This is a genomic window from Mycobacterium sp. DHQP2018-32-09 (genome assembly GCF_058148405.1).
Genome location: NZ_JBYVYK010000028.1, coordinates 7,313 through 23,285 on the forward strand (window position 1 = coordinate 7,313; position 15,973 = coordinate 23,285).

16 protein-coding genes and 1 tRNA gene are annotated in these 15,973 nt (G+C 70.0%); 7 read left to right on the top strand and 10 right to left on the bottom strand.

The window, feature by feature from the left end; genetic code table 11:
- Both AC30CM_RS14995 and AC30CM_RS15000 read left to right on the top strand, forming a co-directional pair.
- Nucleotides 1-424: vWA domain-containing protein (locus AC30CM_RS14995; RefSeq protein WP_490117686.1), on the top strand; the 424-nt coding region annotated here is incomplete at its 5' end.
- Between the two features lie 65 nt (nt 425-489).
- Nucleotides 490-762: a hypothetical protein gene (locus AC30CM_RS15000; protein ID WP_490117687.1), complete on the top strand. Its 273-nt coding sequence runs from the start codon at nt 490-492 to the stop codon at nt 760-762.
- A gap of 25 nt (nt 763-787) precedes the next feature.
- Here the strand turns inward: AC30CM_RS15000 and AC30CM_RS15005 are convergent, their stop codons facing one another.
- Both AC30CM_RS15005 and AC30CM_RS15010 read right to left on the bottom strand, forming a co-directional pair.
- Complete coding sequence (locus AC30CM_RS15005; protein WP_490117688.1) at nt 788-1,261, bottom strand: hypothetical protein; 474 nt, start codon at nt 1,259-1,261, stop codon at nt 788-790.
- A 4-nt stretch (nt 1,262-1,265) separates the two neighbouring features.
- Nucleotides 1,266-3,539 (bottom strand): glycoside hydrolase family 183 protein, encoded by a 2,274-nt coding sequence (locus AC30CM_RS15010; RefSeq protein ID WP_490117689.1) that lies wholly within the window; start codon nt 3,537-3,539, stop codon nt 1,266-1,268.
- A gap of 359 nt (nt 3,540-3,898) precedes the next feature.
- Here AC30CM_RS15010 and AC30CM_RS15015 point away from each other — a divergent pair, with 359 nt between their 5' ends.
- Nucleotides 3,899-4,588: a GAF and ANTAR domain-containing protein gene (locus tag AC30CM_RS15015; protein WP_490117690.1), complete on the top strand. Its 690-nt coding sequence runs from the start codon at nt 3,899-3,901 to the stop codon at nt 4,586-4,588.
- A gap of 14 nt (nt 4,589-4,602) precedes the next feature.
- Here the strand turns inward: AC30CM_RS15015 and AC30CM_RS15020 are convergent, their stop codons facing one another.
- The 5 genes from AC30CM_RS15020 to AC30CM_RS15040 all read right to left on the bottom strand — a co-directional run bounded on the left by AC30CM_RS15020 (nt 4,603) and on the right by AC30CM_RS15040 (nt 10,971).
- A complete protein-coding gene (locus AC30CM_RS15020; RefSeq protein WP_490117691.1) occupies nt 4,603-5,838 on the bottom strand; it encodes an NAD(P)/FAD-dependent oxidoreductase in 1,236 nt (411 codons plus the stop codon).
- Nucleotides 5,835-7,217 carry an NAD(P)/FAD-dependent oxidoreductase gene (locus AC30CM_RS15025; RefSeq protein ID WP_490117692.1) on the bottom strand — a complete coding sequence of 461 codons (1,383 nt, stop codon included), beginning with the start codon at nt 7,215-7,217 and terminating at the stop codon, nt 5,835-5,837. The genes AC30CM_RS15020 and AC30CM_RS15025 overlap by 4 nt, the downstream gene beginning before the upstream one ends.
- A complete protein-coding gene (locus AC30CM_RS15030; RefSeq protein ID WP_490117693.1) occupies nt 7,214-8,623 on the bottom strand; it encodes an FGGY family carbohydrate kinase in 1,410 nt (469 codons plus the stop codon). The genes AC30CM_RS15025 and AC30CM_RS15030 overlap by 4 nt, the downstream gene beginning before the upstream one ends.
- Complete coding sequence (locus AC30CM_RS15035; protein WP_490117694.1) at nt 8,620-10,110, bottom strand: amino acid permease; 1,491 nt, start codon at nt 10,108-10,110, stop codon at nt 8,620-8,622. The genes AC30CM_RS15030 and AC30CM_RS15035 overlap by 4 nt, the downstream gene beginning before the upstream one ends.
- A gap of 93 nt (nt 10,111-10,203) precedes the next feature.
- A complete protein-coding gene (locus AC30CM_RS15040) occupies nt 10,204-10,971 on the bottom strand; it encodes a DeoR/GlpR family DNA-binding transcription regulator (protein WP_490117695.1) in 768 nt (255 codons plus the stop codon).
- 114 nt (nt 10,972-11,085) lie between these two features.
- Between AC30CM_RS15040 and AC30CM_RS15045 the strand changes: the two genes are divergently transcribed.
- Nucleotides 11,086-11,271 (top strand): hypothetical protein, encoded by a 186-nt coding sequence (locus AC30CM_RS15045; protein WP_490117696.1) that lies wholly within the window; start codon nt 11,086-11,088, stop codon nt 11,269-11,271.
- Between the two features lie 8 nt (nt 11,272-11,279).
- On the opposite strand, the gene AC30CM_RS15050 is transcribed toward AC30CM_RS15045, so the two are convergent.
- Nucleotides 11,280-11,876: an Rv1733c family protein gene (locus AC30CM_RS15050; RefSeq protein ID WP_490117697.1), complete on the bottom strand. Its 597-nt coding sequence runs from the start codon at nt 11,874-11,876 to the stop codon at nt 11,280-11,282.
- A gap of 206 nt (nt 11,877-12,082) precedes the next feature.
- Here AC30CM_RS15050 and AC30CM_RS15055 point away from each other — a divergent pair.
- Nucleotides 12,083-12,155: transfer RNA gene (locus AC30CM_RS15055), tRNA-Thr, on the top strand.
- Between the two features lie 287 nt (nt 12,156-12,442).
- Here the strand turns inward: AC30CM_RS15055 and AC30CM_RS15060 are convergent.
- Complete coding sequence (locus AC30CM_RS15060; RefSeq protein WP_490117698.1) at nt 12,443-13,252, bottom strand: hypothetical protein; 810 nt, start codon at nt 13,250-13,252, stop codon at nt 12,443-12,445.
- A 128-nt stretch (nt 13,253-13,380) separates the two neighbouring features.
- Here AC30CM_RS15060 and AC30CM_RS15065 point away from each other — a divergent pair, with 128 nt between their 5' ends.
- Together AC30CM_RS15065 and AC30CM_RS15070 are read left to right on the top strand one after the other, a co-directional pair.
- A complete protein-coding gene (locus tag AC30CM_RS15065; protein WP_490117699.1) occupies nt 13,381-14,100 on the top strand; it encodes a response regulator transcription factor in 720 nt (239 codons plus the stop codon).
- Nucleotides 14,097-15,533: a sensor histidine kinase gene (locus AC30CM_RS15070; protein ID WP_490117752.1), complete on the top strand. Its 1,437-nt coding sequence runs from the start codon at nt 14,097-14,099 to the stop codon at nt 15,531-15,533. Before AC30CM_RS15065 ends, AC30CM_RS15070 begins: the two co-directional genes overlap by 4 nt.
- Here the strand turns inward: AC30CM_RS15070 and AC30CM_RS15075 are convergent.
- Nucleotides 15,530-15,934 (bottom strand): HIT family protein, encoded by a 405-nt coding sequence (locus AC30CM_RS15075; protein ID WP_490117700.1) that lies wholly within the window; start codon nt 15,932-15,934, stop codon nt 15,530-15,532. The genes AC30CM_RS15070 and AC30CM_RS15075 overlap by 4 nt on opposite strands.
- Nucleotides 15,935-15,973 lie beyond the last annotated feature (39 nt).

Sequence of the window (15,973 nt, forward strand, 5' to 3'; positions counted from 1 at the left end):
CGGGGGCGACGGGCCACCGCCGGCCCGGATCGTGTTGTTCTCCGACGGCAAGGAGACCAGCCCCGCCAACCCGAACAATCCGCGCGGAGCGTTCACGGCCGCCCGTGCCGCCAAGGACCAGGGAATTCCGATCTCCACCATCGCCTTCGGCACGGATTCCGGCACGGTGGAGGTCGACGGCCAGCAGGTCGACGTGCCCGTCGACGACACCACGATGAAACAGGTCGCCCAACTCTCGGGCGGCACCTTCTACCGCGCCGAGGACACCGCGCAGCTCAACCAGGTCTACGACACGCTGCAGGATCAGATTGGTTACGAAACGGTTCGCGGCGACGCCAGTACCGGCTGGCTGCGCCTGGGGGCGCTCACGCTGGCGGTGGCGGCGGTCGCGGCGGTCGGGATCAATCGACGCCTGCCGCTGTAGCCGCCGTTTCGTGCCCCTGGCCGCGGGGTATCAGTGCTTCGCATTGATGAGTGGAAGGACCCAGCGTGACCGTCTCAGACCGCACCGCCGCCCGCAGCACCTCCGAGGCCACCGCATCGGCCGGCTTGTTGCTGATGTTCGCTGCCGTGATCGGCCTGGCCGTCGGTCTGGCGACCCTGGGAGTCGGATCGGGCGGGTTCGCGACCGTCGTGATCGTGGCGGCGGTGACGAGCTTCTTCGCCAGCCTGGCGTGCTTCTTCGTCGACGCGCGACGCGCCGAGATCGCCGCCGAGCTGGTCGAGGTGTCGGTGCCGTTCCCCAGCACGCTGCGCCCCTGAAAGTACCTGCGGCCCAGGGAGTCTCTCAGTCGGACACCTTCTGCCACGAGCAGCGCCCGCCCAGGTCGATGGTGAGCAGTCGCGGGATGACCTCGAATGACAGTGGTTGGCCCGGGGCGCCCTGGTCCACGCGAGGCGGACCGTCGACGACGCCGTAGGTCACCGAGACCTGCCGCGCGCTACACGCGTCGTCGGGGTCCAGCGGCGTGGCGATCCAGTGTCCCGGCAGGATGACCGGATTCTGCCGCGCCCCGCCCCGCAGCGACATCTCCGGACCCAGGCTCACCCAGTGATCGCTCACGGGGTAGGGGTCGTCGACCTGCCGCCACCGAACTCCGTCACAGCGCAGCGGCGCAGGCGCGCCGTCGGGCCAGGTGAGGGCGCCCGCCTCGGCCGGCCCGCAGTCGCCGGGGTCGGCATGGGTGACCGGCGCGCCCATCAGCAGCGCAGCCCCGAGCGCCACCGCCGCGGCGGTGAATCTCGAGGTGCGCGTGGCCATGTCGTCAGATCTTGGTGAGGTCGGTCTTCATCAGCATCACGTTGTACTGCGACCACAGGGACAGGTTCCAGTACAGGTCGGTGCCGGTGCCCAGCGTCGACGGCGACCACGGATGCATCATGGGCGCGTAGATGCCGCCCGCTTGCTGACCCATGAGGACGGTCGGCGCCGACCAGCCGCCCTGCGGGGTGTCCGACGTCCGCAGCACGATGTTGTTGTACTGATCGCCGTACAGGGCAACGTACTTCTTCAGCGTCTGGTTGTACTGCACCGAGAACTCGCTGACCTGGTCACCGAACACCGGGGTGGCCGCCCGTGCACTGGTGGACCAGGAGCCGCCGTCGGCTCCGTTCCAGTACTCGTACTTGCTGACGTCGGTGATGTTCTGCTCGGCCACCCGGGACAGGTAGGCCGCACCCTGGCGCCCGTTCGACGTGCCGTACGAATACACGTATCCGTCACCGGGTTTCACGAACGCCGCCTGCTGGAAGTTCTCGTTGCCGCTGCCGGGGGTGTTCAGCCGGATCGACGACGCGTCGACGTACCAGTTCTCGCCGTTGTCCTTGGAGTACGCGATGCCGGAGAAGTTGGTGGACCAGTACCCGGCCGCGCCCCACTGCTTGACCGACATGAAGCTCAGGTACTGCACCGACGGGAAGGTCTTCACGTCGTCGCCGGGCGCCGGATTGGTGTTCGGCACGGAGATGCCGGCGGTCGGGATCAGCGTCACACCGCTCGGCAGGCCCTTGGGTAGCCGTTCGGGCAGGATGATCTGGCGCGCGTACTTGGCCTCCCACAGCGGCGCGCCGCCGAACATGTTGCCGTTGAGCCACTGTCCGTCCGGCACCGAGATGCCGTCGGCGAGGTTGATGTCCGAACTGCGGAACAGCGTGTTGAGTCGCCACCGGCCGGTCATGTTGGGGCCCGCGAAGGTGTCGCCGAAGGCGATCAGCACCTGGTGCTCGTTGATCGGGGTGGTGGGGTCGTCGGGAATGCCGTTGTCCCACATGGTTCCGACGTCGGTACCCCAGATGCCGAACCGGGAGAAGGTGTTGTTGGGCTGGAAGTTGCCCGTCACCCAGTCGACGAACGTGGTGGAACCGCTGACGACCTGGCCGGGCACGGGGAACGCCGGACGGCCGCCGCTGACGAAGCCCAGCGGAATGCCCAGCGCGCTGGCGAGCTGCGCGAACGGGGCCGAGATCATCGACACGAAGTTGTTGACGGCGCCCACGAAGTTGTCGATCTCGCGGCGGGCCGCAGCCAGCAACGTCCACACCAGCGGCTCTCCGCCGGGGTTGCCCGGCGTGCCGAAGATGGGGCCGACGATGGCGTTCACGACGTTGGTGATGGTGCTCGAGATGGCGTCGAAGACGGCGGCGATGGGATTGGGGGGCAGGGCCACCGCGGGCGCCACGACGGCTGCGGCCGCGAGCTGGGTGGCGGCCCCCGAGGTGGTGGTCGATCCACCGTCCTGACCCGCCGGCTCTTGGGCGGCGTCGGCGCTCGTCGCGGCGGCGCGCAGGGTGTTCGACTTGAGTGCCTTCACCGGCTCGACGTCCGGGCCGGTCTTGACGGTCGCGGGCGGGGTCGACGCTTCCGAAGGGGGTTGCGAGGTGGGTTCCGAGGTGGGTTCCGACGTGGCCTCGGGAGTCGGTGCGGTGGTGGACGGGTCGACGGTGCCGGTGGGTTCGGCGGGCGCGGTCGACGGAGCTGCCTCGGGTTCGGTGGTGGGTGCGGCCGTGGGTTCGGTGGTCGGCTCGACGGTCTCGGTCGGCTCGGTGGGTTTGGTCGGCTCGGTGGTCGGCTCGGTGGGCTTGGTCGGTTCGGTGGTCTTGGTCGGTTCGGTGGTCTGGGCGGGCTCTGCCGACGGTTCGGTCGAGCCGGAGGTGCCGGTGTTGGTCTGCGCGTTGACGGTGCCCGATGTCGTGGTCGTGGTGCTGGAGGTCGTGGTGCTGGAGGTCGTGGTGCTGGAGGTCGTGGTCGATGTCGAGGTACCCGCGTCGTTCGTGGTGCCGGAAGCACCGGCTCCCGGCTTCGCGGCACCCGAGGCGCTTCCCGAACCGGCCGTCTTGGAGCCCGCGGCGGACCTCGATCCCGCGGTGGTCTTGGATCCCGTGCCCTTGCTCGGGGCCGAGTTCGAGGACGCCGACGACGTGGACCCGTCCGACGAGGTGTCGTCGGCTCGGGCGATGCCGTGGCCGGTGACGAGAGCCGTCCCCACGCCCAGTGCGACGGCCAGCCCGCCGACGCGTCCGATGTAGGTTGCAGCCCTCATGTACCCGACCCCTCGACAGTGATGCAGACGTGATTCGCGATGGTTTTCGTCGCGAGCGTCAGTAGCGTTACTCGTGATCATCTCGGCTGTGGGGGTTTTGCCAGCGCCCGCGAGTTTTGACGGGCGTCAATTTGGGTCGAGGCGTTCAGTGTGACGCAACCGAGTTTCAAGATCTCGCCACGCTGGGTATTCGACGGACAACGCGGTTACGGACCTCCACCAGCAACAACGCAGGTTATTCAGACGTACGGTTCGGTCGAGCAAACGGTCGAGCACCGCCCGCGCAGGGCTCTGGCGCGGCCTCGGGCCCGCAGCGGACGGCATACCGCGACCAATCGACGAAAGCGAGGTGATGTGGCATGTCTTCGAACGACCTGGCTCGCACCCTTGGCGAGTTCGCCGTGCACATGCGGTCACTGACCACCACCGAGGACCTCTCGGCTGCCATCGTCGGCAGCGCGGTGGGCATCGTGCCGGGCACCCGATGGGCCGGCGTCTCGGTCGTCTCGCGGCGCGCGGTGCGGCCCGAGAAGGCCACCGACGACGTCGCCGCGCGCGCCGACGAGCTGCAGACGGCATGTGGTGAGGGTCCGGCGCTGTCAGCCCTGCGCGACCGTCGCACGGTCTACGTCGCCGATCTGAGCGCGAACAAGCAGTGGCCGACGTTCGCCGCCCGCGTCGCCGAACTCGGCGTGCGCAGCATGGTGGTCTACCGGCTGTTCGTCACCGACCACGTGCTCGGGGTGCTGTCCCTGTACTCCGACCAGGTCGACGGCTTCACCGCCGAGGCGCAGTCCATCGGCGAGATCCTGGCCCAGCACGCGGCGGTGGCGATGGCGGGCGCCAACGCCGAGGAGCAGCTGCAGGGCGCCGTGGCCAGCCGCGATCTCATCGGGCAGGCCAAGGGCATCCTCATGCACCGCGACCGGCTCACCGGGTTGCAGGCGTTCGCCGCGCTGACCCGCGCGTCGCAGGAGACCAACGTCAAGCTCGTCGAGGTCGCTCGGACGTTCGTCTCCGACTACGAGGCGTCGCTGTCCCGCGCGTGACCCTGCCCCCCTCGTCACGCGAGCGCGAGCGTCACCGGACCGCCGTCGAGGTCGACGCCGTCCAGGATGGCCGACGGCACGCGGAACGTCCGGCCCGGCGACGCCACCCACGGCAGCACCCGGCGGCCGACGACGCGGCCGTCCTGGCGGGCGACCACCCGCGGGAGCCGCACCAGCTCGTCGGTCCAGAGCAGGAGCCGGTGACGTGCGGGCGGTCCATCGCCGGGGCGGATGAGGCCCGGACTCACCCAGCGCAGCGGGGTCTCGACGTGCAGCCGCACGCCGTCGGCTGCCGGGGTGGCACCGTCCAGGAACGTCCGCACGGTGGCGGCGACGTGGCGACCGTCGAGCGCGGCGATGTCCGCGGTGTCGACGGGATGCAGCAGGTTCCCGGCCGCGAACACCCCGGGGCGACTGGTCCGCAGTGCCGAATCGGTGAGCGGACCGAGAGAGGCGCGGTCCATGTCGAGACCTGCGGCCCTCGCCAGTTCGTGGTCGGGAATCCAGTCTCCGGTGAGCACCAGCGTGTCGCACGCGACGGTGCGGCGCTCGCCGGTGTCGAGATCCTCGATCTCCACCGCCTCAAGGGCGGGCCGCCCGAGGATGCGCGTGACGCGGGTGCGGGTGGCCACGCGCACGCCGAGCAGCGGTGAGCGTCCGGCCACCTGGAACGCGGCGTAGGCCTCCGGCGACCGGTGCCGGGAGGTCATCATCACGGTGTGGCATCCGGCGTGCTTGAGCGTCAGGACCGCCGAGTAGCTGACCAGTTCGGCACCGACGATCACCGCCCGCCTGCCGACGTGAGCGTGCTTGAGGTGCACCAGGTTCTGCAGCAGCCCGGTCGTGTAGACACCCGAGCAGCGGTCGCCGGGAATCATCCGCGCGGCGCGGGGCCGTTCGCGGGCGCCGGTGGCCAGCACCACGGCGCGGGCCTCGATCCGCCTGCGGCCGCGGGGGGACGTCACGTCCAGCGTCGTCGCGCCCGCCCAGCCGGTCACCATGGTGTCGGTCTCGATGCGCGCTCCCGCCGCATTGGCGGCGGCCACCAGCCGACGGGCATAGGCCGGACCGCCGAGGAAGGCGTGCATGTCCCGCATGCCGTATCCCAGATGGTCACTGTGCCGGGGGATTCCGCCTGCCGCCGACTCGCGTTCCAGGACCAGCACGTCGAGATCGGGGGCCATCGCGGCGGCAGCCGTCAGGCCCGCGGGCCCACCGCCGACGATGGCCACGTCGACCTGATCGGTCATCGGGTCACCACCTGGCGGTCGAACGCCTCGGAAACCTCGGCACCGCAGAAGAATCCCTGGCATCTGCCGTTCATGGCCCGGGTGCGGCGACGCAGCCCGTCCACTCCCGAAGGAGGGATGGTCGAGCGGCAGGCATCCCGGATCTCCCCGGCGGTCACCCGTTCGCAGAAGCACACGATGGTGCCGTACTCGGGGTCCGCGGCGATGCGGTCGGCATCCTGGTAGGGACGCGGGAACGCCTCTCCGAGGTTGGGCATGCGCGGTGGTGGCGGCAGCTCGCCGCGCGGCGTGAGTTCCAGACCGGCGTCGGCCAGCATGACCCTCACGTGCTCGGCGATCGCCATGCCGGCGGTGAGACCGGTCGAACGGATGCCGCCGACGAGGAGATACCGTTGCGCCGCATCGGCTTCGATCAGGTAGTCACCGTGATCGATGGCCGCCCGCAGGCCGACGTAGGTCGCCGTCACCTCCTCGTCGAGCAGCCGCGGCAACAGTGCGCGGCCCTTCTCGAGCAGAAACCGAAGGCCGTGCTCCGTGGTGCCCGTCGCCGTGCGGTCGTCGATGTCCTCTGCGGTGGGGCCGAGCATCACGTTGCCGTAGATCGTCGGGCTCACCAGCACGCCCTTGCCGCGCGCCGTCGGCACGGGCAGCACGATCTTGTCGACCAGCGGGCGGGCGAGTTTGTCGTAGACGATCAGCTCACCGCGTCGGGGTGTCACGGTGAAGCGGGCATGACCGAACAGCGCGTCGACGCGGTCGGCGCCGAGGCCGGCGGCGTTGATCACCCAGCGTCCGGTGATCGGGCCGGCCGCGGTCTGCAGGGTGGTCTCGAGGGGACCGGCCTCGACCCCGAGCACCCGATGGTTGGTGAGCAGCGTGACCCCCCGGTGTACCGCGTCCGTGGCCAACGCCAGGTTGACGGTCCAGGTGCAGATGATCGACTCGTCGGGCACGGTGAGCCCGCCGAGGGCGCCCTCTCCGAGGTCGGGCACCGCCGCGTACACCGCGGCGGCATCGACGATCTCACATCGGTCGTAGCCGTTGGCGCACGCCTTGTCCCGCAGTCCGGGCAATGCGGCGAGCTGTTCGTCATCCCAGGCCACCAGGATGGCCCCGGTGCGTTCGATGGGGATTCCGGTGGGCGCGGCGTACTCCGAGAGCAGCTCGTACCCCCGCGTCACCATCGCCGACTCCAACGTTCCCGGCTTGGCGTCGAATCCGGTGTGCAAGATGGCGGTGTTGGCCTTGCTGGTGCCGTCGCCGACGTCGGCCTTGGCCTCGAGCAGGGCGACCGAGACGTCGTGACCCGCGATCTCGCGGGCGATCGCCGAGCCGACGATGCCTGCGCCGATGACGATCACGTCGTAGTGGGAACTCACTGTGCCTCTTCCATCGTGGTCTGAACGAGCCGGCGCCACCGATCCCGGAATTCGTCGGCCCGCGCGGCGCTCCAGACGGGCTCGTGGGTCGCGACGGGAGCCCACGGGGGCACCACCGATCGCAGGTCGCGGTGCGGCTCGATGCTGAGTGCACCCAGTGCTGCCGCGCCGAGTGCGGTCGCGTGCGGCGACGGGTAGACGTCCACGCTGACCTGCAGGACGTCGGCGACGGCCTGCATCAGAGCGCGCGACTGCGTCAGACCGCCGTCGGCGCGCAAGGCGTTCAGGGGGCCGACGGCGCCGGCCATCTCGGCCAGCTGCGCGGCGATGCCCTGCAGCACGGCAAGGACCAGGTGACCCCGGCCCGTGGACAACGACATTCCCGAGATGGCGGCGCGTGCACTCGGTTGCCACCACGGCGCGGCCAAGCCGGCCAGCGCCGGAACGCACAGCACCGGGCCGGCATCGGCGGCGGCGACGGCGTCCAGGTCGCGGGCGTCGTCGACGATCCCCAGCGAGGCCAGCCACCGCACGGCCGACGCCGCCGTGTACACCTGGCCGTCGGCGCAGAACGTGTCGCGCCCACCGATCCGCCAGGCGACCGACGTCGTCAGGCCCGAGGCGGACCGGGTGGGCTCGTCACCGACGTTGGCCAACAGGAACGCCCCGGTTCCGAAGGTGCACTTGGCCGTCCCGGGGTCGAAGCACGACTCGGCCAGCAGCGCGGCCTGCTGGTCGACCACGATGCCGCCCACCGGGACCTCGGGACCGAAGGCGGAGGTGGTGCCCACCACGACGTCGTTGGCGACGATCGCGGGCAGACGTTCGTCGGCCAGCCCGAACAGTTGCAGCAGATCCGCGCTCCAGCCGGTGCCGTCCAGGTCGGTCAGCAGCGAGCGGCTGGCCGTCGTGGCGTCGGTGACGAACTCGCCGGTCAGGCGGTGCAGCAACCACGAGTCCGAGGTGGTGACCACTCCCGATCGCTCGACGTGGCGTCGCAGCCACGCCAGCTTCGGCGCCGAGAAGTAGGGATCCAGCACCAGACCCGTGCGAGCGGCGAGTTCGTCTGCGTGCCCGGCCAACTCGGCGCAGACGGGCTCGGAGCGACGGTCCTGCCACACGATCGCCTGCGACAGCGGCGCCCCGGTCTCGGGATCCCACGCGAGGACCGTCTCGCCCTGGTTGGCCAGCGAGACCACGTCGACGGGTCGCCGCGCCCGCGCGACTGCGGCGCGACCCGCCTCCAGCACCGAGGTGAGCAGTTCGCCGGGATCCTGTTCGACCCCGCCGCCGTCGAGGTAGCGCGGGTGCACGGCGCACTCGGCGACCGCCACGATGCCGTCCGCCGGGTCCACGACGATGGCCTTCGTCCCCGACGTGCCCTGATCGATCGCGAGCACGGTCATGTCGGCTGGTCGCTGAGTTCGGCGTCGATGGAGTGCATGTCGGGCATGCGCAGACCCGCCTTGCCGCGGGTGGCCAGGAGGTACCCGAGATACGCCGCGCCGATGGCGACCATCACCAGCAGATACAGCCACGGATCGCGGAAGGACGCGTCGCGGAACAATGCCAGCTCGAAGACCAGCCACACCACGGCCACCACGATGATCGGGAACTCCCACTTGCCGAGGCTGAAACCCGCAGTGGCGGGCAGGGTTCGGCGCTTGGCGAGGTAGAGCCCGACGGTGATGGCGTAGATGATGGCGGGCAGCAGCGTCGCCGCGCCGAACAGCTTGAACAGCGCGTCGGTGCTCGTCGAGAACAGGCCGAGGATCACCGCGGAGATCACGGTCATCACCACGGTGGCATTCAGCGGGGTCTTGGTGCGCGGGGACACCTTGCGCAGCACCTGCCAGCCGGGGAACCGCTCGTCGCGAGACATGGCCCAGACCAACCGAACCCCGGTGAGCAGGATGACCAGGCCGCACGCGAAGATCGCGATCGCCACGAGGATCAGCAGGGCGGTGCCGACGAACGACCCGAGGATGTCCTGAATGACGTCGGCGACGGGGGTCCCGGATTCGGCGAGTGCGATCGGGTCGTCGACGGCGGCGGTGACCACCAGCAGGAAGAGGAAGCCCAGGATGCCCGAGGCCAGCACGGCCTGCCACATGGCGCGCGGCACGACCACCTCGGGCCGCTTCGTCTCCTCGGCCAGGTTGGCTGCCGATTCGAATCCGACGATCGTGAACGCGCCCAACAGGAATGCCAGCATCCACGGACCCGCGGCCGTCGCCTCACCGAAGCTCCAGTAGCCCTCCTGGGGTACCGCGCCGTGGGCGAAGAGGTTGTCGACGCTGAGCCGATGGGTGATGACGCCGACGATGAGCAGCAGTGCGACCAGCGCCACCATGCCGACGAGTTCGGCCGTGACCGCGAAGTTGTTGACCCGCTCGGTCCACCGGGTGGAGCCGCCGATGAGCAGCGCCTGCAACGCGAGGACCACCGCGGTGATCAGGAAGGCGGTGGCCGGCGTGCCCTCGAACGCGAACAGCGCCGGCAGCACCGTCGAGGCCACGGTGTAGTCGACGGCGATGACGACGATGGCCAGGAAGGTGAAGGAGATCCACCCGGTGATCCAGCCGAGGATGGGGTTGGCGAGCCGGGACACCCACTGGTAGGCGTAGCCGGTCACCGGGATGCGCGCGGCGAGCGCACCCAGCAGCAGTGCCACCGCCAGCTGGCCCACCACGACGATCGGCCACGTCCAGATGCCCAGCGGCCCGGACGAATTGAGCACACTGCCGTAGGTGGTGAAGATCCCGGTCGCGATGGAGACGAAGGCAAAGGCCACGGCGAACGACGCGAAGCGTCCGGTGCCGCGCTCCAGGGACTGCGTGTAGCCGAATCGAGCGACACCGGATGCGTCCACCGGTGTGGAATCATGGGACATGGATCGTGCTTTCTTGTCTGGTCTTGACTGTTCGGTCCGCGCGGGCGGTGCGCCAACACCGCCCGCACCCCTACTCGAGGTGAGGCACGCCCGTCACGCTGACAGGACGACACCTCCCGCCTCGCGGACGGCGGTCGCGATGGCGTCCGACGTGCACTCGTCGGTGATCAGGCCTGCCACGGACCGCAAGTCGCACACGCGGTGCGGTCCGATCTGCCCGAGCTTGGAGGAATCGGCGAGGATGTAGCTCGCCGCACTGTTGGCGATGATCGTCCGCCGCACGTCGACCTCGTCGAGGTGGTAGTCGGTGAGTCCGGCCGCCGCGTTGACGCCCCCGGATCCGATGAACGCGACGTCGGCGTAGACGTCGGCGAACAGTGCGCGGGCGTGCGCGCCCGCGCACGCCAGGTCGCCGCCGCGGACCCGCCCGCCGGAGACCAGCAGCTGGATGCCCTGCCTGCCCGCGAGTTCGATGGCCACCAGCAGTGATGGGGTGACGATCGTGCCGCGGAACGAGTGGGGGATGGCGCGGGCCACCTCGACCGCGCTGGTGCCGATGTCGATCACGACGGTCTGGCCGGGTTCGAGGAGATCGACCGCGAGGCGGGCCATCGCGGTCTTGGCGTGCTGGCGACGGACGGCGCGTTCCGAGAACGACGCCTCTTCGCCGGTTCCGCGACGCAGCAGGCTGGCGGCCCCGCCGTGGACGCGCCGGATGGCGCCGCGTTCCTCCAGCAGCGCCAGGTCGCGGCGAACGGTCTCGGCCGACACACCGAGCCGGCTGACCAGTTCGTCGGTGCTCACCGTGTGCGCGTCGTTGACCAGGTCGACGATGGCGTCATGCCGAGCGACGGGGAGCATCCGGAAACCTGTCTGTGGGTTTTTGACCGCTGATGACTGACAGTGTGTGATATTGACCGCAGTGCGTCAACCGGATGCGGTAAATCCCGGGTAAACGATCGAGCGCGTTTGAGCATGCCGCGATCGGGCGAACCGGCTCGCATGGAGCCGCAGCAGTCACCCCGTCAGGACCCCGAGGACGCCACCGAGGTCACCGAGGAGCAGCGTCGGCTACAGGACGAGCTGGATCATCGCAGGGGAGTGGACCCCGAAGGCCCCGGTCTGCAGCAGAGCAGACATCAGGTGGCCGACGAGACGTGAGGCGCGCGTCAGGTGTTGCGCGTCGCCCAGCCGCCGTCGTTGTCGACGAGCAGCCGGTGCAAGTCGCGGTCCCAGGCGCGGTAGCGCGCCCGGTCCACCAATCGCCGTAGCCCATAGAGCGCACCCACGACCGCCGAGAGCGCGACCAGCCAGAGCAGCACGGCAGACGCCACGGCGTCGGCGGTCGCGTCTGCAGCGGTGCGGGGGGCCTGGGTGAGCTTGCCCTGCTCGTCCAGCCACACCGGGACCTTGTCGCCGGGTCGGACGTCGCGGCTCACGCGCATCACGTCGTCGTGCGTGACGTTCTGCGACACCCATTGCACGTGCACGGTGTACCCGGGCGCCTGCGTCGGCGTCGGCGCCTTGGCGGCGCTCACCGCAGTCGCCTCCGCGGAGTGCCGCGTGGCGGCTTCCCGCGCGAACAGGGCAGCGCGCTCGGCGTCGATGACGTGGCCGAGGCCCACGCACCAGTACGCGACCAGCGCCAGCAGGACGGCGGCCAGGGCCACCGCCGTTGCCTCGAAGCGGTCCGCGCGACGGCCGAGGGAGTCCCGGCCAAACGCGCGAAATGCCCACCAGCGACGCCGGTACTTTGTTACGCGCATGTTTCGATGGTCCCGCAGGCCGCCGGGGATGGCCAAGCTGATCAGGGGCGATATCGGTCACAGGGGCGCGATGTTGGTCACCATTGCCATCGGTCGATGGCGTGGAGCACACGGGCCGGCGTGCATGCCCACGGGCAGATCCCGCCCGGACGCCCACCGCGGACGTCGTGGCCGTAGGATCGGGGCCGGCTCATCGAGTCGGTACTGCCGCGTTAGCTCAGTTGGTAGAGCGTCGCTCTTGTAAAGCGGATGTCGAGAGTTCGAGTCTCTCACGCGGCTCGGTCGTCGGACCCCGGCGGTAGCGTCGCCGCATGGCGGGCACGTGCGCCGGGTGCGGTGGGGAGCTGGCTGGGCGTCGTCGAAAGACGTTCTGCAGCAACGCGTGTCAACAGGCCCATCGCCGCCGATCGTTGCTGGCGGATTGGCTGCAGACGGGCACGTGCGGGCGCACCTCATACCAGGGCTCGCCACCTACAAGGCGCGCAACCGCGGTCGTGGCCGATACTCGCGCCGCCGGCGCTGCGCCGACGGCAAGTCCTACTGAGGGCGCGGCGGACGCCGGGGCCTCACTCCTCGATGATCCGTTGCGAGGTCACCGGCCGCGGCCCCAGCCGTCGGCCCGCGCGCCTGCCCGGCAGTGGGATCCGGTCGGCGATGTTGCTGAGTGGGTTGACCACCTGGCTCAGCGTGATCACGGCCTCGTGCAGGGCGTCGATGGTCGGCGTCAACGCCTCGAGCCCGGGCGCCAGCCGGTTGAGGGTGTCGGCGACGTCGGCCAGTTTCAGCAACGGGCCGTCGGTGGCGGTCAACGTGTCCAGCAGGCCGCCCTCGGCCAACAACTTGTCTGCCACGCCGTCCTCGCGCAGCACCCGCTCGATGAGTCCGTCGTTGGCCAGCAGTTGGTCGGCGAGGCCGCCCGGCGCGATGACCCGTGACAGTGCCCCGTCGTCGGTGGTCATGCGGTCGAGCAGACCGCCCTCCGCCGTGATCTGGTCGATCAGCCCGCCGGGCGCGACGGCCCTGGCCACGGCGCCGTTGTCGGCCGTCAGCCGATCGAGCAGCCCACCCTCGGCCGTCAGCTGGTCGACGAGCCCCCCGGGGCGCAGCAGGCGGTTGAGCGGGCCGTCGGGCGCCAGCGCCCGGCCCAGCGGGGCGTCGTCGTCCATGAGCCGCGCCAACCGGTTGGCCCGTTCGACGGCCTCGTCGAGGCCCAGGGCCCTGGCCATCGACGCCGAGCCCGCCGTGGGGCCGTCGCCCAGGCCGCGCTGCACGGTCTTGACCGTTGCGCCCGCGATCCCCAGGCTCGCGTCGGCGACGGCCAGACCGATCCGCGCAGGCGCCAAGGCCAGGTCGACCAGGCTCTTGCCGAAGTTCATCGGGCCAGTCTATGACCGTCGTCACAGTGCCCGCTGGTGCGGGTGTCAGGGGAGGCCGAGAGGATTCACAGGAATCCCACAGCGGCTGCGCAGTTCCATTTCCAGCGACGTGGAGGACATTGATAGCCATGGCGATGCCCGCGATCCCAGAATCAGTGCCCGAGGCGAGGATTCTCGTCGTCGACGACGAGACCAACATCGTCGAACTGCTGTCCGTGAGCCTCAAGTTCCAAGGCTTCGAGGTACACACGGCCTCGAGCGGCCCCGCGGCCCTCGACAAGGCCCGCGAGATCCGTCCCGACGCCGTCATCCTCGACGTGATGATGCCCGGCATGGACGGTTTCGGGGTGCTGCGCCGGCTCCGCGCCGACGGCATCGACGCGCCCGCCCTGTTCCTCACCGCGCGCGACACGCTGCAGGACAAGATCGCCGGTCTGACGCTCGGCGGCGACGACTACGTCACCAAGCCGTTCAGCCTCGAAGAGGTCGTGGCCCGGCTGCGCGTGATCCTGCGCCGCTCGGGACGCGCCGTCGAGGAACAGCGCAGCGCCCGGCTCTCGTTCGCCGACATCGAACTCGACGAGGACACCCACGAGGTGTGGAAGGCCGGTGAACCGGTCTCGCTGTCGCCGACGGAGTTCACGCTGCTGCGCTACTTCATCATCAACGCGGGCACCGTGCTGTCGAAGCCGAAGATCCTCGACCACGTGTGGCGTTACGATTTCGGCGGTGACGTGAACGTCGTCGAGTCGTACGTGTCCTACCTGCGACGCAAGATCGACACCGGCGAGAAGCGGCTGCTGCACACCTTGCGGGGCGTCGGGTACGTCCTGCGCGAACCGCGATAGGAGGCACGCTGCGCGGCAACGGCATACCGCTGCGGGTGGGACTCGTGGCGGCGACCCTGGTGTTGGTTGCGTGCGGCCTCTTGGCGTCCGGCGTCGCCGTGACGTCGATCATGCGGCACACCCTGGTCAACCGCGTCGACCAGACCCTGCTCGACGCCTCGCGCGGGTGGGCGCAGGCCCCCCGCCGCGTCCCGTCGACGCCCATCGAGGGACCGAATCCCGGACGCCCGCCGTCGGACTTCTTCGTCCGCGGCATCGATCCGGACGGCAGGGTCTGGATGGCGGTCAACGACCGGGAGGCCGAACCCGCCCTGCCGGAGAACAACGACGTGGGCCCGGTGCCCGTCACCGTCGGCTCCATCAACCACTCGAAGGTCGAGTGGCGGGCCGTGACCGTCCGCGGATTGCGCGGTGAGCTGACCACGGTGGCCATCGACCTGTCCGAGGTGCAGTCGACGGTGCGCGCGCTCACCTGGTCGCAGGTGGGCATCGGCGCTGCCGTACTCCTGGTGATCGGCATCGCGGGATACGCCGTCGTACATCGCAGTCTGCGGCCGCTCGTCGAGGTGGAGCAGACCGCGGCCGCCATCGCCGCGGGCCAGCTGGACCGCCGCATCCCCGAACGCGATCCCCGCACCGAGGTGGGCCGACTGTCGTTGGCGCTCAACGGCATGCTCGCCCAGATCCAGCGCGCCGTGGCGTCGTCGGAATCGTCGGCGGCGCAAGCCCGCACGTCGGAAGACCGAATGCGCCGCTTCATCACCGACGCCAGCCACGAACTGCGCACGCCGCTGACGACCATCCGAGGGTTCGCCGAACTCTATCGCCAAGGCGCCGCCCGCGACATCGAGCTGTTGATGCATCGCATCGAGAGCGAAGCCCAGCGGATGGGCCTGTTGGTGGAGGACCTGCTGCTGCTCGCCCGCCTCGACGCGCAGCGGCCGCTGGAGCGCAACCGCGTGGACCTGCTGTCCCTGGCCAGCGACGCCGTCCACGACGCCCGGTCCGTCGCGCCCAAGCGTTCCATCGCCATGGAGGTGTTCGACGGACCCGGTACGCCCGAGGTGCTCGGCGACGAGGCGCGACTGCGGCAGGTCCTCGGCAACCTGGTGGCCAACGCGCTGCAGCACACGCCGGAGTCGGCGAACATCGCGATCCGGGTCGGCACCGACGGTGACAGCGCCGTGCTGGAGGTGTGCGACGAGGGGCCGGGCATGACGCCGGAGGACGCCCAGCGGGTGTTCGAGCGCTTCTACCGCACCGATTCGTCGCGGACCCGCACCAGCGGCGGAACGGGCTTGGGCCTGTCGATCGTCGACTCGCTGGTGTACGCGCACGGCGGCACCGTCAGCGTCACCACCGCCCCTGGGCAGGGCTGCCGGTTCCGCGTGAACCTGCCCCGCATCGCCGACGTCGCCGTGCCGGTCGGCTAGCCGAGTTCGGCGAGCGCGGCCTTGATCTTCGCCTGCGCCTCGTCGAGCGACTCCGGTGACGGGTTCCGGTCGACGTTCGCGAACCCGAAGTCGGCGAGGTCGCGCGCCGGAAAGACGTGGACGTGCAGGTGGGGTACCTCGAGACCGGCGATGATCATGCCGGCACGGGTCGTGTCGAAGGCCTTGCAGACGGCCTTGCCGATGCGCTGCGACACCGCCTGGATGCGCGCGAACACCTCCGGATCGACGTCTTGCCAGTTGTCGATCTCCGCGCGCGGCACCACCAGCGTGTGGCCCTGCGTCATGGGTTCGATGGTCAGGAACGCCACGACGTCGTCGTCCTCGTAGACGAATCGGCCGGGGATGTCCCCGTTGATGATCATGGTGAACACGGACGCCATGACTGCCAGCATGCCAGGCGGTCGCTCGGACGGTGCGCG